Here is a 16,789-nt window from a genome sequence, read left to right on the forward strand (position 1 = left end):
ACCCCACACCGCCCGATGACATGGTCCGATACATCGCAACTCGGCTCCTAGCCCTCCTCCTGACCCTGCTCGTGCTGTCATTCTTGGCCTTCGTGTTTGTCCGAGCGCTGCCGGGCGACCCCGCGACAGCCATCCTCGGCCCAAACGCCTCTCGAGAGTCAATCGAGCGCCTCCACGAAGCTCTCGGGCTCAACCGACCACTCTTGGAGCAGTACGGGGAGTACATGCACGGGCTTCTGCGAGGCGACCTCGGAGTATCGGCGGTGAGCCAAAGACCAATCAGCGAGGAGATTCGCGCACGCCTACCGGCCACTATCGAGCTCGCCCTGGCTGCTATCGGCTTTGGCGCCCCGATCGGCATCGTGATGGGTCGCCGCGCCGCACGGCACCCCGGATCCTTGCTCGACAGCAGCATCACGACGGCCACGATCGCCGCCATCTCCGTCCCCGTCTTCGTCCTTGGCCTCCTGCTGCAGTACGTGCTCGCTGTCAGGCTGCAGTTGTTCCCGGCGATCGGACGGATCTCCAATCCAGGCGAGTTGCACGCCAACACGGGGTTCGTCCTCCTCGACTCCCTCCTGTCTGGCCACCCTGCCGAGTTCGTCGACGGGCTACGACATCTCGTGCTGCCCGTCCTGACCTTGGCCGTGATCCCGATCGCCGTCGTTGCGCGGGTCGCGCGCGCCGCCTACATAAACGAGGCTCACAGCCCTCACGTGCGGATCGCACGAGCTAAAGGAATCACTGAACGGCGCGCGCGCCACGACCACATCGCGCGCAATTCATGGCCGCCAATAGTCATCGTCGTCGGCCTTCAGTTCGGCGCGCTCCTGTCCGGCGCGATCATCACCGAGAACGTCTTCGGCTGGGGCGGACTGGGGTCCCTCATCGTCTCGTCCATCCGCAACAACGACTACCCCGTCATCCAATCAATCCTGCTCGTCCTAGCAGCCACCTACGTGTTGGTGAACCTCGTGGTCGACCTCATCAACGCGCAACTCGACCCGCGGCTGAGGAGCAACACATGAGTTCCGAACCAATGAGCACCGTATTGGCTCTCGACAGCGAAAGGCCGACCGCGACCCTGACGGGACGGCTGAGGCGGCGGTTCGTCCGCACTCCTAGCGCGGTCGTCGGTGGGATCCTGGTGCTGGTCGTTGCACTCGCCGCGATCCTCGGGCCGGTGCTGTGGCACCCCTCCGCGATCAGGCCTGTCGACGGCGGCGTGGCCGCCGCATTCGCCGGCCCATCGGGTGAGCACTGGCTCGGTCTTGACGGGCAGGGCCGAGACATGCTCGCGCGCGTCCTGGCCGGGGGTCGACTGACGCTGATGGTGGGCGCCTCAGCGGTGCTGGTCGGCGCTGTGATCGGAACCCTGCTCGGCGCTGTCGCGGGCGCGCTGGGCGCCCTGGTTGACGGACTCGTGATGCGCGCCGTGGACCTGTTGCTGGCGTTCCCGTCGCTGCTGCTCGCGCTCGGCATTGTGGCCATGTTCGGCCAAGGACGCACACAGGTGGTCATCGCGGTCGGTATTACGACGGTGCCCGTCTTCGCCAGACTCGTACGTAGCGAGGTCCAACGGCAGATCACCGCCGACTACATCAGCGCGGCACGGATGTACGGCGCACGGATGCCACGCCTAATGGGCCGCCATCTGATCCCCAACGCCGCGCACCTCATCGTCACGCAGGCCTCCCTCATCCTCTCCACCGCGGTCATCGAGATCGCCGCCCTCGGGTATCTCGGCCTGGGCCCCGCCGACCCCCGTCAGGCCGAGTGGGGCAGCATGCTCACCGAAGCGACCCTCACGATGCGCACCGAGCCACAGCTTGTGCTCTGGCCGAGCGTGGCTCTGGTCGTCACTGCCGTCGCCTTCAACCTGCTCGGCGACGGACTCCGGCGCGTTCTGGAGGAGGACTGATGAGCAAACAGACTACGTATGTCCAGCGGACCGATAGCTCCCATGACGGCGCGCTGCTCGAGGTCTCCGGCCTTGACGTCAGCATCCGCCACGACACCCACAGCAGCACCGTCGTGCGAGACCTGTCATTGACCCTGCAGGCAGGTGAACGGCTCGCCATCGTCGGCGAGTCCGGTTCCGGCAAGACCATGACTGCCTCGGCGATCCTCGGCCTTCTGCCTCCACGCGCATCCGTCACCAGCGGGTCGGTCCGCCTCCTGGGAGAGGACATCACCAACCTCCCGTCGGCGCAGATGCGCCGCTACCGCGGCCAGCTGATGGGGCTCGTGCCCCAGGACCCGATGTCTTCGCTGAACCCTGTCCACACCATCGGCTGGCAACTTCGCGAAGCACTGACCGCTCATGCGGCCGTCAACCGACAGGCGGCGGCAACCCGCGCCACGGAGTTGCTGGAGATGGTCGGCATCTCTGACCCCCAGACCCGACTGAAGGCGTACCCCCACGAGTTCAGCGGTGGTATGCGGCAGCGTGTCTTGATTGCCATGGCCTTGGCGTTACGCCCCCGGCTCCTGATCGCAGACGAGAGCACCACCGCGCTCGATGTCACCGTCCAAGCCCAGGTGCTCGACCTGATCGACGCTCTCGCAGCCGACGCCGGAAGCGCCGTCATCCTCATCACCCACGACCTCGCCGTCGCGGCAGGACGCACTGACTCGCTCCTCGTCATGCGCAACGGGCAGGCCGTCGAGGCAGGCCCCACCGCCACGGTGCTGGCGAACCCGCAGGCGCTCTACACCCGCCAGCTGCTCGCGGCATCCCCGCACTTCCACCGGCCCCGCAAGTCCCGGTTCGCCACCGCGAGCTCCTCACCGACGGGAACCCCCCTGTGACCGGCACCAACCGCGCACTGCTCGAGGTGACCGACCTCGCCGTCACCTACTCCACCCGCGGCCCGCTGCGGGCCCGACCGACCACGCACGTGGGCCCGGTGAGTTTCCAGGTCCAGGCCGGTGAGACGTTCGGGCTTGTCGGCGAGTCCGGCTCGGGCAAGTCGACCATTGCCCGGGCGGTCGCCAGGCTGCAAACGATCTCCAACGGCGACATAGTGTTGGCCGGCGAGTCAATCGGCGCCTCCCGAGCGGGAGAGCACCGCGGCATCCAGATGATCTTCCAGGACCCCGATGGCAGCCTCGACCCACGACTGACCGCCCTCGAGTCGGTCCAAGAGCCGCTGCGGCACGGGCTCGCGTCGCGTTCGCAGCGGATCGCCCGCGCCAAAGAGCTGCTCGAGCAGGTGGGTCTGGCCGACTCGCTACACCAGCGCTACCCCCGCCAGCTCAGTGGTGGCCAGAAACAGCGAGTCGCCATCGCCCGCGCGTTGGCTTGCGCACCCAAGCTGCTCATCGCCGACGAACCCGTCAGCGGCCTGGACGTGCTCGTGCAGGCCCAGGTCCTCAACCTGCTCCTGGATCTTCAGGAGACCGAAGGGCTCACCATTCTGCTCATCTCGCACGACCTCGCGGTGGTCAACCACATGTCCGACCACGTCGCGGTGATGTCCCACGGACAGATCGTCGAGGCGGGAACCGCCGACCAAGTCGTCTTCGCCCCACAACAGCCCTACACCAAGAAGCTGCTCGCCGCCGTCCCCGCGAGCAACCTGGCCGCCACCCGACCCGACGCCGTACAGGAGATCTGATGAGCCAGCGCACCCGGTACGCCGCTGCCACCGACCAGTCAACCGCCCGGGCCGGGACCCACGCCTCCTTCGGGTCCCTTCAGCGCACCACCAAGGCACCCCCGACCGTGCTCGGACAGACGCCAGACGGCACGCAGTCCTGGGTGCCGATCGGCTCCTTCGCGCACGTCAGCGACCTGCACATCACCGACGTGGAGTCACCGGCCCGGCTGGACTTCGTCATCGACCTGGCCGATGACCCGCGCTACGAGCAGGCCGTCCCGGTGCCTCGCCCCCAGCAGCTGACCTCGACTCACGCGGCCGCCGCCACGATGGCCACCGTCGACCGGCTCGCCGCTGCCGGCGAGGTTGACTTCGTGGTCCTCACCGGCGATCTGGTCGACAACGCCCAGCGCAACGAACTCACCCGCCTTGAGACCATGCTCACCGGCGGCCGAGTTCACCCCACGCACGCCACCGGAGCGCTCGAAGGCGTCCACACCGAGGACTGGAGCGGCGCGCAGGTGTGGCAGCCGCACGCAACCGACAACCTCTGGGCTACAAGATACGGGTTCCCGACCGACGAGACCATCCCCGCAACGGTCAGTGAGCCATTCGACGTCCCGCCACTGCGCAGCACGATCCTCCTCGCCCGCGGCAACCACGACGCACTCTTCGCCGGTACCGTCGCCTGGACCCCAAGGCTCGCGAGCCTGGCCGTCGGAGACCAGAAGGTGCGGGGCCTGCCCGAGCAGCAGGGACTCCTCGACGACGTGGCCAGCTCCTTTCGTAGCGATCCCGACTCCTTCTTCACCGGCACCACTCACGCCGTGACCCCGGACGCGACTCGACGGCCGCTGCGAAGTGACGAGTTCCCCGTCAGCATCGGTGCGACGCCTATCGACCGCGTCGGCTACGACTACCTGACCCAGCTCACCGACAACCTGTTCGTCATCGTCCTCGACACCGTCGACAACGATGGCCACCCCGACGGCGTCCTAAGCACCGAGCAGGGGCACTGGCTGGACTCGACACTGACCGCCCTCGAAACACGCCACCCCGCCGCGACCACCATCATCGCCTCCCACCACGGCCCACGCGACCACCACGTCACCTCCCCAGACCCCAACCGGCTCACCGGTGCCCAGGTCGTCGACATCCTGTGCATGCACCTCTCGGTGGTGCTCTGGGCCACCGGCCATGCCCATGCCGCCTCCGTCGAACGGCACCTGCGCCCCGACCAGCGCGGCTTCTGGGAGGTCACCGGCGCCTCGATCATCGACTGGCCCTGCCAGTTCAGCAGGATCCACATCGCACGCAGCACAACCGGCGCCTACCGGATCAACGTCGACAAGCTCGACTACGACGCACAAACCCTCACCGGCCCCGGCGAGAACCCCGGCACGGCCCCTGCTGCGGCCCTGGCTGACCTGCATCGCGACCTCGCGGCCAACCAGGCCGACTTCGGACGCATCTTCCCCAGCGTCACCAACTACGACGTACGCGACCTCGAGCTCCACCTCCCCGGTCCCGACCACCCGACCACGCAACTGGCCCGCTGGGACCTCCACGTCCACAGCAATCACTCCTGGGACACCACCGAGGACGTCACCGTGCCCGCCATCGTGGCCGCCGCCCGCGACTCCGCACTGGCCGGCCTCGCAGTCACCAACCACTTCGACTGCGCAGTACCCCGAGGTATCAAGGACCTCCGGGAGACCGGTGATCTGCAAATCCCTAGAGTCGTCGGCGACATCCTCCAAACCCGGGAGCACCCGCCCACTGACGACCTCCGGCCAGGCCCCGAAGCTCAGCTTCGCCCGGAGCTCCTCCTTGGCCTGGAGGTTGGCGAGCCACACCTCGACCCCGACGAGGTGTATCGGCTCCGCGAGACCCACCAGCTGGACTACGTCCTCGGCGCCGTGCACTCCCTAGAGATCCTCGACGAACGACGCTCGGTGGAGTCGCTTCTGCGGGAGCTCCCGGCAGACACTGTGCTGGACCTCTACTGGGCGGAGGTGGGCCGAGCGATCGACTCCGAGGCACCCATCGACACCATCGCCCATCTCGGGTACCCACTGCGACAGCTCAACCTCGCCGAGCTCGACCTCTCCCCGCACGGCGGGTTGCTCACCGGCTTGCTCAGCCGTGCCGCCGCGCGAGGGGTGAGCGTGGAGCTAAACAGCCGGGACCCACTGATTTTCACCACCGATCTGCTGCGCTTGGGCCTCGACGTGCCTGGCCTCACCCTTTGCCTGGGCAGCGACGCACACGACACGAATCGAATCGGAGAGCGCCTCGAGCACTTGGCTGCTCTGCTCACCGACCACGGCTTCTCGCACTGCCCCGGCTCCCCCGGCCGGTACGGGCAAAGATTCACCAGCAACGATCACTAAGACTCCGAGGGGATCCCAACGATCGAGAACGCAGACCCGGGACACTGGACGAAGCCAAAGCCAAGCCAGAATGGGGACGCGGCCGGGCGTCGCGCAACAGCCTCCGGTGAACAGTCTGACCAGTGCCCTTCTGCGGGGGCACCCTGGCGGCGAAGCCGCCAAGCACGCACGCATGAGCTGCCCGAAGAGCGGCCGCGCGAGGCTGCTGAGCTGTCCAGATCGGGGAGCTGTGGCTCACGATCGGCCCCTGGCTGCGGTATCGCGAGGCGGCAGTCGTGTTCGGCCTACGCAGTGTAGACATCATAAGCATCCAGCATCGCTTCATCCTGCAGGAGTTCCGCTCTCGTGCGTGCGCCCATCTTCAACGCCACAGCGGTCGACAACGTCTGAACGAGAGAGACGAACGCCGACATGGAACGCAGGATCGTCACCCCATTGGTGTCCACGAAGAAGGTCACATCCGCGGCGGCTGCCAAGGGTGAGGCAGCGTCATCCGTCAGCGCGATCGTTTTCAACCCGTGCTGTGCCGCATATTCCATGGCGCGGACGGTGTCAGCGGTGTAGCGCCGGATCGATATCGCCACGAAGACGTCTTCGGGCTCAAGATCGCGGAGCGCGTCCACGAGCCCTCCGGTGACGGGCGCCAGGTGACGCACCCCCGGGCGGATCATGTGCAGCAAGTACGCCATGATCTCGGCGACGCTCAAACATTTGCGCAGCCCCATGACGTGGACCTGTGGGGCCTCCGCCAGTATCGTCACCGCTCGATCCCACTGGTCGGGCTGAATCCTGGCGTAGGTCCTGGCGAGATTCTGCTGGTCGTGTTCTACGGCGACGTTGAACAGGTCGGTGCTGCCGTGCTCCTCTGCGAGTTCGAAGCGTCTGACCAACTGGGCCTGCTCGGCGAGCTGTTCGCGGCACAACTTCACCAACGCCGGGTATCCAGCGAGACCAAGACCCGTGGCGAAGCGTACGAGCGATGACTGGTGCACTTCTGCCAGTTCAGCAGTCTGTGCGATCGTGCGAAAAGCCGTGCCTTCAGCATCGGTCAGGAGCAGTTTGGCGATCCGCTGTTGCCCTGGGGCGAAGGACGCCATTCGTGCCTGGAGCACGGTTCGCAGCTCTGCATAGCTCTTTGGGGCTGGAATGATGCCACTGACTTTTGCTGACATCGCATCATGATGACACATGCGCAACCCCAGTTGCATCTAAACATCGGGGCCTCGTCGCGGGCGGACCAAGGTGAGGTCAGGCGTGCATCGCCGCATCGCGTGCCCCGGTCGCTGGCGCGCCCTGTCGTGCCTGCACTCCTGACGTTCTCGACAGCTGCTGCAAGCTTGTCCGTTCACCTGAGGGGAAGCCGTCGTCCGGCCTGGGTGGGCCGGCCGGTGCTGATCCGCTGGACCAGCACCGCCGTCCTCAGCAGCTGGACGTACTCACCGACTCCCTACGTCAGCCCGTCACTGCGGAGCTTGCAAGGGTCTGACGGTCGGCGCGGCCTGCGACGAAGTCCTGAGCAGAGATGCTGATGGGTTCGTGGTTGCGAGGGACAATCGTGAGCGTCCCGGTCGTGAGATCGACCACGAACGTCGCGTACGTCACCGCTCCGTCGTCCTGCGTCACGTCCTGACAGACGCCCTGTGGCATCGGCGCGTAGGCGAGCTGCTGGAGGCACCAGTCGACCGGGCTGGAACGCGGGATGGTCCACGTGTCAGCCGTCTGGGCGCGGATCATGCTGTTCTCCGTACCGGCATTGAGATCGGAGGGCAGGAACCGGAGATGGTTGGTGTGCCAGAGCAGTCCTGCGTCGGAGGGCTCCGTGCTGCGTGATGCGTACTGGCCCGCGGCGGCTTCCACGAGGATCGCGTCGGGATGGCCCACCTGGCCGATGTTGTAGGCGAAGCCGCCGGCGCTGGATCGGTCGCGCAGGTGGTCCGTGACTTCTTCGATGGTTCGGCACCTCTGAAGCGCGCGCCCGACGAAATGGCGGCCGGGAGCATTGGCTGGCGCGGAGACTCGGATGTTGTCCATTCCCCAGACCAGCCCGTACTCGTTCATGCAGAAAGCGTTGGACGGAAGAAAGCCGGGATACCACCAGGCCGTCACTGCAGGTTCGCCGTCGAGTCGAAGGGTGAGCAGTGTGCAGTGTGCTTCGAACTCAGGCCCTCCATCCTCATTGTGTGCGAGGAAGACGGCATCGCCATCCCGGAACGCGAGGTCGGTGCAGCCGAACTCTTCCTTGGCGCCGATGTCGCCGCGAAGGTTGAGCAACACCAGAATGTTGAGCGGGACCTTCGCACCCTCGGCCATGGCCGCCAGCTCGGACCACTGGTCGGGGTAGGTCCGCCGGCTGTTCTCTCGCACAGCGGTCAGGTGTGCCGAGGCCTCAAGGGATGACGTGCGCTCACGCAGCTCGTCGATGATGTCGTTGTCCTTGACGATCGCCTGGATGCTGCGGGCGTGATGCTTACCGAGCAGCCGAAATGCGCTCACGCGTTCTCCGGTCACGACCAGCCACGGCGTCTCGCCGAGTCGGTACTCCTCAATTGTTGCCGACACTCGTCAATCCTTTCGGTGTGCTCTCTTCCCTCGCCCCGGGGGCGCGAACAGGCTCGGCACGCGAACAAGGTCGCTGCGGCTCGCTGCCTGCAGGGGCGGATCGCCGCCCACTATCCTCGATTCGATCACAACCATAGTTGCGCACGCGTAGTGATATGCAACTGTAGGTCTCTACCTGCGGGAAGGCAACCACGTGGCCGGCACGTGGGACGATGGCGCCGAAGCGTGCGGCAGGTCGCCGCGACGACGCGCACCCGCCGCTTCGGGGACCGAGGTGGCGGCGGCATTTCCCGCCCAGCATCGGCAGCACATCGCAGGTTCTTCGTGGGTAATCGTCGCGGCCCCTGCGGGCGTTCATCTCGTGGGAGCCCAGCGCTACTGCCCCTCGGAAGGCGACCCGCATTCGCTCGGTAGCGCAGCGCAGCGCGGTTGCCTCGACGTGATTGGGAGGTCTGTCGACGGCGGTGCACGTAGGGCGCACTCGAGGCCCGGCCCTGGACGAGGACTCCGGCGAAGGCGCATCAGGGAAGTCTGCACCGAGCCGCAGGGATTTGAGCCATCTACAGTGCTGCGGCGCCCTCATGCGGGCGCAGTAGCGACGCCGCCACCCGCGCTTCAGCGGGCCCCGGGGTCGGCAGCGAGAGTCACTCAGGGACTTCGCGCGGCGCGGCTCCATCGCTTGGCGGATGTTCGCGCGACCGGTAGAGCCTACGCGGTCAGCTCTCGACTGATCGATGTGCTGAGCCCGGTCACAACGTGCTCCGCGCTGCTTCCGAGCTTGCTAGCGACGCTCGAGATCGAGTGGGAGGACTCGGTCGGCCCACCCATGACCAGGGCATCATCCCCGATGTTCACGGTGGGCCCATCGGTGACGTCGACGAGGGTGTAGTCGAGCATCGGAGGCGTGAGAATCGCGGCCGAGTGTCCGCTCACCCTGACGCCCGCGCCGACGTCGACGAGCCTCGGATCGATTCCGTGCGCGACACCGATGGCGATGGTGGCGACGGTCGTTCTGCGTTGCAGTTCCACGCCGGAGTAGCCAATGCGCGTGCCGGCCGGGACTTCGCGGAGCTCCACGACCGGCGCAAGCAGGCTCAGTGCCGGGGTCAGCTCGATCAGGTCGACCTGTCGGGGCGCGGGGTGGAAACCGTAGACCGCGACGCCTGGGCGGGCGAGGTCGCCCACGAGATCGGGCCGCTCGATGATGAGGCTCGATCCACCGGTGTGAATGGGCGCACCGGCAGCCACCGCGCGCAGTAGAGCGATCTCGTCCTCTACACATCGCCACTCACCCCGGTCGGCGCCTGCCACGTGGCAGAACACGCCGGCAACGGTGGCACCCGTCTTCCTGATGGCTTCGAGTAATCCGGGAGCCTCAGCGGGCGTCGCGCCGAGCCGGTGAAGTCCTGTGTCAACGACCAGGTGTGCTCGGTCACCGCGACCGAGTTCGCGGATTCCCAGGTCGTTTGCGACCGTGACCTCGACCCGTGCGTGCAGCAGTTCGCGCAGTTCGAAGCCGTACGTCGGTCCCAGGCACAGCACTCGCCCGTCGGCGAGTGGAGAAATGGCGAGCGCGTCTTCAGGTGTTGCTAGCGCCAGCACGTCGACGTGTGGGGCGAGGAGGCGAGCGACCAGGTCACGTCCGTGTCCCCAGGCGTTCGCTTTGACGACGGGGGCTATGGATGTTCCTGGCGACGTGCGCGCACGCAGCGCCTGCAGGTTCCCCAAAAGGGCTGACTGGGAAACCGTGATCCTTGGAGTCATGCGGACGTGCATCATCTTGCTGCTTTGCCTCACGGTACTCGGTGGTTGCTCAAAGTGGTTGATGGGTGCTGGGTGCCTGGGCGCTTTGGTGCGCTGGTGAGCCATGCGCGCGGCATTGGGAGAGGGCACGTCTCCCCGCACCGCAAGCGGTTTCAGCTCGGAGCACCTGTCGCGCAGCGAAGTTGGACGGGGCCGTTTTCGAGTCATGGCGGCACCTGGTTCCCCGCGTGTCCCGGGGCGTTCACATGAGACGCTGACCGGCCTGGGGCATGTGGGCTGCGGCAAAGAGGTCGATGAGGCGGATGACATCGAGCACGGGGACCTTCACTCGGCGCTGCACCGCTGCAGCGAATCGGGGGAGCGCCGTGCACTCGAGCAGGATCGTCGTGACGTCAGGGTTGTCCCGCATGAGTGCAGCCGCTACTTCGACGGTCTCTTGCTCGACGGCCGCCCTGTCCATCGTCTCGGTGCAGTCCATCACCGCGGCCTGGAAGGCAGGCGCAGTATCAAGGCCCGCAGTTACGACGCGGTCCAGGTCCGTGATGCCGGCAGCTCGGAGCAGCTCTGGCGTGAGTGCGCGCTTGCTTGCAGTGATGATCCCAAGTTTGCCTTGGGCGCCCGTGCAAGAAAGTACAAGCGGTGCAAGGGTGAGCCCGGAAAGGACGACTGGGACGTCGACCGCGTTCCTCACCGCGTCCTGATGGCGGATCATGAAGCCGCAGTCACCCGTGATAGCGCGGGCACCTGCCTCTACGAGCTCGCGGGCAGCGTTGACAAACCGTTCTTCGAGCTGGGGGTCACCCTCGTGAACCAAGCGCTCGACGGTGGCACCTTCGACCTCGCGATAGACGATTCGAACCTCTGATCGGCCCACGAACAAAGACTGCGTCGGCACGCCTTCCGGGTAGGCGCTAGCGTCAAGGAGCAGCATGCCAACGGGAACTCGCCCTTCGGCTAGGGCTTGCAGCTGGTCGGGCGTTCCTTCCTCTGCCGCAATAGTCGACTTGGAGGCGTCAGAAAGACCCACTGGAGTTCCTTTCGGTAGTGCTAACCCTGGGCGGGAATGATGGCCGCTGCCCGCGGACCGGGCGGGGCATGTGCGGCTGAAGGGCTGATGTCTTAGGGCTGCCCGGAGCGACTTCTGGGCGCGAGGCCCCGTTTGGTCGTCGCAACGTGCCCTATTGACCAGGCCCGCAAAGCAGAGCGGCCAAAGACTGTGACTATGAGGACCATCGCCTGCACTCCATCGGTATTCAGGTTGGGGGCCGCGCACCGCGGGCTGGGTGACCGTCCACGAACTCACATCACGGAGGTGGATGATGTCGCCGGACGTGGTCGGCCAGCCCTTAGCGCACGATGAAAGGCTCACGCCCCACGGGAGCCAGGATTTCCGGGCCGCCGTCAGCCCGGATGATGACGGTCTCGCCCAAGGACATGGTCAGCCCGGCCGGGCGGTCACCCAGGATCATGTGAGTGAAGAACACCATGCCTGGCTCGAAGACAAGCGGCTCACCCTCTGAAATCATCGGGCGTTCCATCCACGTGGGGGGCCACATCGCGCCCATGGGGTAGCCGCAGGCCTTCAGGGTTGCGTGGTCGAAGCCGTGGTCGGCGAACGCCCGGCGGTGCTCGTCGAAGACCTCGCCCACCCTTCGACCGGGTACGAGCAGGGTCTGGATTCGGTCAAGAGCGTCGCTGCAGGCGGCATGCATGCGAAGGTGTTCTTCATTGATCTCCGGCCCGGTCAGGACGGTGAACATGTTGGCCACGTTGTAGTGGCGGAACGAGGCGCCGAGTTCAAACGTCATCTGGTCGTTCGCGGACACGGTGCCGAACCCCGTCACGTACCGGAAAAGTAGGGCGCGCTGACCGGCGCCGACCGGAAGGACGCTCGCGGGCGTATCCCCGCCGCATCGCAGGACGGTGCGGTAGAACTCGCCCACGATTTCACCTTCGTCCGCTCCCGGCTCGACCAGCGCCACCGCCGCCTCAGTCGCCTCTTGCAGGATCTCGCCGGCCTTGCGCATGAAGTCAAGCTCAGCGGGACTCTTGACGAGGCGAAGTCGCCGAATGACATCGGAGGCTTCGACCAGGTTGCACCAGCCGGCGAGGGTCGACTGAAGCTCGAGGTACAGGTCAGGCAGCATCCCGAAGGTGTCCAGCTGGACTCCTACGCGTCGGCCTTGAAGCCCGTGGCTGATGAGGAGGTCCTTGATGCCGGCGGAACGGCTGTTGCCGTGTCGGTCCTCCCAGAGCCGGACGTCCTCGCAGACGCTGGAATAGGCGATGTTGGCCAGGTCCGCCGACCGTGTGAGATGGGTCAGGGCGCCGTCCGCACCGATGTACATGCAGTGGAAGATCGTGTAGCCGGTCGTGTCGAGGCCGCACAGCCAGTGCTGGTCCTCGATGCGCGACACCAGCAGGCCGTCCAAGCCGCGCCGCTGGAGCTCCTCGGTGACTCGCTTCTGACGTTCGGCGTACTCCGACCTCGGCACGTGCAGGATGGGCAGCGGCGAACGATGCTGGGCGGTCTCATCCAAGACGGTCATGTGCCACCCCCAGGAATCCCCTTCGCAGCACTTCGGGGCGAGGACGGCCGCTCGGCCCGACTCCGGGGGTCTTGCTCTTGCTCACGCTTCTTGCCTTCCTTTCGCTGTCGGCGTTGGTCCCGCACCGCGGGCGCCAGGGCCCGCTCCCCGTCTCCACCGCGACCTTGCGGTCAAGAGAACTTGCCTGATGCATCACAGATGCTTATATCAGTTGCGCCAGCCTACGGCATCTGAACGTGGAGTCAACCGGCGGCGCGGTACCGATCGGCGGACAGCGCGGGCCCGGGTAGAAGCACCCCGACCGGCTCGCGCCATGCGTTGAGTACGCCGTGAAGCTCTGTACCGATCAAGCTTGGGCCCAGGGTCTGCGCCCGCGTCCCTCTCGAGGGAGCGCCGATGTGAAGGCTGCCGTCCAGAACGGCGATCGGGCAGGCCCGGGCGGGCGCCTCCAGCGGGCGGCGCCATGTGTTGCGCGACCGGTACCCAGGTCCGAACGAACGCGACCGGCTGCATGGACTGTTGATGCCCCAGAGCCCGCGTTCCGCCGGAGGCGGCACTGGTCAGCCGTCCAAGCACCAGCGAGCCCGTCTCACCAGCCGTGCTCAGGAGGCATCCGCGCCGCCGGCGTGTGGTTCTCCTGTGCGGTCTCGGGGCGGCGTCCAGACCGGCCGGACCTTGACGAAAGTCATTTTGCGCTGTAAAGATAAAGCGCAATAGGACTTGCATGCCCGCCACCGCGAGTTGCACGCCAGTTTGTGCCGGGATGCCGTCGCTCATCCCATGCATCAACCCACGCCATCGACTCGGAGCAGCAGCTGTGATCAAACACTCGGCCACCCTTGCCATCAACGAGAAGATCACGGCACGCCGTGCAGCCGGCCATGACGTCGTCCACCTCGGATTCGGCGAGGCCGGCCTTCCCGTCCTGCCTAGCGTGGTCGACGCGTTGCGTGGCGCCGCCGACCAGAACGCCTATGGGTCAGTGCTGGGAGATCCCAAAGTGCGCCAGGCGGTCGCCGCGTACTTCGAGCGGCGCGGGCTGCCCACCGACCGAGACCGCGTCATCCTCGCCCCAGGCAGCAAGGCTCTGCTGTATGGCGTACTCGCCTCGTTGCCGGGGGACCTGGTCCTGCCCGCCCCGTCCTGGGTGACCTATGCCGCGCAGGCAGCCCTGACGGGCAAGCGCACGATCCCGGTCCCCATCCCCGCTGCCGCCGGGGGAGTGCCGGACCCGGACCTGCTGGAGGAGGCTCTGCAGGCTGCCCGGGCCTCAGGGGCGGACCCCAGGATTCTGATCCTCACCCTGCCCGACAACCCCACGGGGACGCTCGCCGGCGCGGACCTGGTCAAGCAGGTCACCGAGATCGCGGTGCGAAACGACCTGATCATCATCTCGGATGAGATCTATCGGGACTTAGCCCACGAGCCGGAAAACCACCTCAGCCCAGCCACGCTCGCGCCCGAGCGAACCGTCGTAACCTCAGGTCTGAGCAAGAATATGGCGTTGGGAGGCTGGCGCATCGGGTTCGCCCGGCTGCCCGACGGCATCATCGGCCGTACTCTCTCCGACCACCTCATCGGCGTGGCCAGCGAAGTCTGGTCGAGTCTGGCCATGCCGATGCAGGCCGCAGCAGCATATGTACTATCCGAGCCGGCCGACGTCACCGCGCACATCGCCAGCAGCCGCAGCCTGCACGCGGCAGTGGCAGGGGCCGTCCATAACGTTTTCGTGGAAGCTGGAGCCACCTGCCGCGCCCCGAACGCCGCGTTTTACATGTACCCCGACCTGGAGCCGTTGCGCCCTACGCTAGAAGCGCGCGGCATCATGACGGGCGAGCAGCTGGCGGACGTCCTGCTCGACGAAGGGGGCGTTGCGGTCCTGGCCGGTGTTCACTTCGGCGACGAGCCGGACGCCTACCGGTTCCGCGTGGCTACATCGCTGCTCTATGGATCGACCAATGAGCAACGCTGGGAAGCACTTGGCGCCGATGACCCCACCGCCCTGCCTTGGGTCGCAGATGCACTCGCCCAGCTACGGGCAGCTCTGGCCGGACTGTCCTAACCACCCCCGCCGCATGACATGCGGGCATCCAGCCGACGGCCAGTTGCCTCTCACGCTCGACCTCTCTCGCTCGGTACCTCTGCCTCCGGGTTGCGTGAGGCTTCAGCTTGGAGGGAGCGGCAGGGCACGCTTGAGTGACTGCGGTTCCTTGGTTGGCTGGGGCTACGTGCTCTGGCCCGATTGGTCGGCTGCCAACGCCTACTCCGGGGCTGGCGAGACACGGTCACGTCAGGCGGCGTTGTCCGTCAAGCACGAGGTCTTCTCTCTGACCAGGGATCTCGAGCAGGGTGCGTCGTGGGCAATCAGGCCGCGAGCGTGCCCACCGGCCGGCCGGCTCTACGCGCGCTCATCGGGACGGGTGTCAGGTCCTCGAGGCGGGGGCGGCTGCGCGAGCATGGTCGCCCGAAGCACGTGCTTCAACCGGACGGCTGTAGTCGGTCCGGCCCGGGGCCATTGAGTCCGAGCCGCAGGCGACAGACGCCGTCGACACTTGCGTGGGCCACCGAAGCGGCCGCTGGCCCCGGTCCCGTGGCGCCGACGATCGGCCCAGGGTTGTCGCCTTCAGCGACGCCCTCATCGAATGAGTCAATGACGCCCAGCCGCACCGCTCTCCGAGCGCGGTTGGTGACCCACCGCACACGACTCAGGTGACGGTGCCGCGCTCGGCGCACTCGGCCACTCTTCTACCAAGCGAGCAGGGATGCTGGATTCTGCACCGTGATGGTGTCGATGTCGGAGGAGGACAGTCCCTTGCGGCACATGAGTGGGATGACGTTGTCAAGGATGTGGCTGTAGCCTTCGCCGCCGTACTTTCGCAGAAATGCCTGTTGGCAAATGTCCTGAGCGATCACGAGTCGGTCGAGATATCCGCGATCTCGCAGGCCAACCAGGTATTCGATACGCGTTGCATCGTTCGGCATGTCGATTTCAGCGTATTCGTAGTAGCTCGACTCCTGGCCGAACAAGTCGAACTCCACAACACAGCCAGAGGCGGCGAGAGTCAGGATGTCGACCAGTGAGAATAGGGTGCGGTCGACGTGGCTCATGATCGTGCGGTGAAGGTTCCCACCCAGCTGCTCGACACGGCTGACGAGATCCATGGGGGCACGAATATCCCGCCCTGGATGGATCAGTAGCGGCGCACCGGTCTCCCGTTGCGCCGCGACCGCGGCTGCCAAGACCTTGGCTTCGTCCGGGTGCACGGGCCACGACATGCCAATTTCGCCGATAATGCCGGCGCGAATCCCATTGACCCCGACCGTAAGGTCGTCGATGATCTCCTGGGCGATCAACGGTATGGTCTTCGCGGCGACGTCAGGCGGATGGTAGTCCGCCACATAGTAGCCGCTTCCCATCACGACATGAAGGTCCGTGGCCTCGGACACCTCGTGGAGGCCCACCGGGTCGCGCCCAAGACCGCGGGGCGTCGCGTCTACAACTGTTTGACCGCCAGATGAACGATAAATGGTCATCTCTCCAATGGCGTCCGGAACGCTCGTGAGATACGGCGAGGTGCGGTGCCGGCGTGTCTCGTAGTAGTTCTCCAAGCGAACTGGCTCGCGCTGTTCACCGTGGGCGCCGAAAAGGAGGTGTTCGTGCATTTGGGTGTGGCCCAGATCGTGCGGATCTACCGGTCCGCGCACGGTTTGCACGACAACGTTTGCCATGATGTTGTCCTATGTGAAGGCCGAAGGTTCCAATGTTCGGCGACGGGCCGACCGTGGACCCGGCCGGGGCAATGCGCCAGATCTCCGACGACTGCAACACGCCCAACGGCCGAGCGAAATCTGGTCCTCTGAGCGGCAACGAAGCCGCGCACCTTTGGACGCAGCCAGAAGGTCTGAGGCCGTCCCGCTGAGG

General features: G+C 66.2%; 12 protein-coding genes and 1 pseudogene. 7 read left to right on the forward strand and 6 right to left on the reverse strand.

The genetic code is table 11. From position 1 onward, the window contains the following. The 6 genes and pseudogenes from ACXJKD_RS18885 to ACXJKD_RS18910 all read left to right on the forward strand — a co-directional run. The coding region (locus ACXJKD_RS18885; protein WP_457256431.1) for an ABC transporter permease at positions 1-1,028 on the forward strand (1,028 nt) is incomplete at its 5' end. Positions 1,029-1,039: 11 nt separating this feature from the next. Further along, positions 1,040-1,183 (forward strand): annotated as a pseudogene (locus ACXJKD_RS18890) (hypothetical protein); the annotation flags it as partial. Next, complete coding sequence (locus ACXJKD_RS18895; protein ID WP_457256570.1) at positions 1,184-1,921, forward strand: ABC transporter permease; 738 nt, start codon at positions 1,184-1,186, stop codon at positions 1,919-1,921. Then, the gene (locus tag ACXJKD_RS18900; RefSeq protein ID WP_457256433.1) at positions 1,921-2,811 is read left to right on the forward strand and encodes an ABC transporter ATP-binding protein; all 891 of its coding nucleotides are present in this window, start codon (positions 1,921-1,923) and stop codon (positions 2,809-2,811) included. The genes ACXJKD_RS18895 and ACXJKD_RS18900 overlap by 1 nt, the downstream gene beginning before the upstream one ends. Continuing rightward, complete coding sequence (locus tag ACXJKD_RS18905) at positions 2,808-3,620, forward strand: ATP-binding cassette domain-containing protein (RefSeq protein WP_457256435.1); 813 nt, start codon at positions 2,808-2,810, stop codon at positions 3,618-3,620. The genes ACXJKD_RS18900 and ACXJKD_RS18905 overlap by 4 nt, the downstream gene beginning before the upstream one ends. Then, entirely contained in the window at positions 3,620-5,995 is a 2,376-nt protein-coding gene (locus ACXJKD_RS18910; RefSeq protein WP_457256437.1) for a metallophosphoesterase, read from the forward strand. Before ACXJKD_RS18905 ends, ACXJKD_RS18910 begins: the two co-directional genes overlap by 1 nt. Positions 5,996-6,279: 284 nt before the next feature. Here ACXJKD_RS18910 and ACXJKD_RS18915 read toward each other — a convergent pair whose 3' ends face one another. The 5 genes from ACXJKD_RS18915 to ACXJKD_RS18935 all read right to left on the reverse strand — a co-directional run bounded on the left by ACXJKD_RS18915 (position 6,280) and on the right by ACXJKD_RS18935 (position 12,867). Continuing rightward, on the reverse strand, positions 6,280-7,167 hold the full coding sequence (locus tag ACXJKD_RS18915; RefSeq protein WP_457256439.1) for a MurR/RpiR family transcriptional regulator: 888 nt from the start codon (positions 7,165-7,167) through the stop codon (positions 6,280-6,282). A gap of 280 nt (positions 7,168-7,447) precedes the next feature. Continuing rightward, positions 7,448-8,554, reverse strand: coding sequence for a C45 family autoproteolytic acyltransferase/hydolase (locus ACXJKD_RS18920; protein WP_457256440.1), 1,107 nt, complete (start codon positions 8,552-8,554; stop codon positions 7,448-7,450). 708 nt (positions 8,555-9,262) lie between these two features. Continuing rightward, the gene (locus tag ACXJKD_RS18925; protein ID WP_457256442.1) at positions 9,263-10,318 is read right to left on the reverse strand and encodes an alanine racemase; all 1,056 of its coding nucleotides are present in this window, start codon (positions 10,316-10,318) and stop codon (positions 9,263-9,265) included. Between the two features lie 241 nt (positions 10,319-10,559). Then, the gene (locus ACXJKD_RS18930; protein WP_457256443.1) at positions 10,560-11,345 is read right to left on the reverse strand and encodes a hypothetical protein; all 786 of its coding nucleotides are present in this window, start codon (positions 11,343-11,345) and stop codon (positions 10,560-10,562) included. 319 nt (positions 11,346-11,664) lie between these two features. Next, positions 11,665-12,867: a M24 family metallopeptidase gene (locus ACXJKD_RS18935; protein ID WP_457256444.1), complete on the reverse strand. Its 1,203-nt coding sequence runs from the start codon at positions 12,865-12,867 to the stop codon at positions 11,665-11,667. Positions 12,868-13,684: 817 nt separating this feature from the next. Here ACXJKD_RS18935 and ACXJKD_RS18940 point away from each other — a divergent pair. Continuing rightward, a complete protein-coding gene (locus ACXJKD_RS18940) occupies positions 13,685-14,929 on the forward strand; it encodes a pyridoxal phosphate-dependent aminotransferase (protein WP_457256445.1) in 1,245 nt (414 codons plus the stop codon). Between the two features lie 683 nt (positions 14,930-15,612). On the opposite strand, the gene ACXJKD_RS18945 is transcribed toward ACXJKD_RS18940, so the two are convergent. Then, positions 15,613-16,596 (reverse strand): phosphotriesterase family protein, encoded by a 984-nt coding sequence (locus tag ACXJKD_RS18945; protein WP_457256447.1) that lies wholly within the window; start codon positions 16,594-16,596, stop codon positions 15,613-15,615. Positions 16,597-16,789 lie beyond the last annotated feature (193 nt).

It is taken from the genome of Pedococcus sp. P5_B7 (assembly GCF_054049895.1).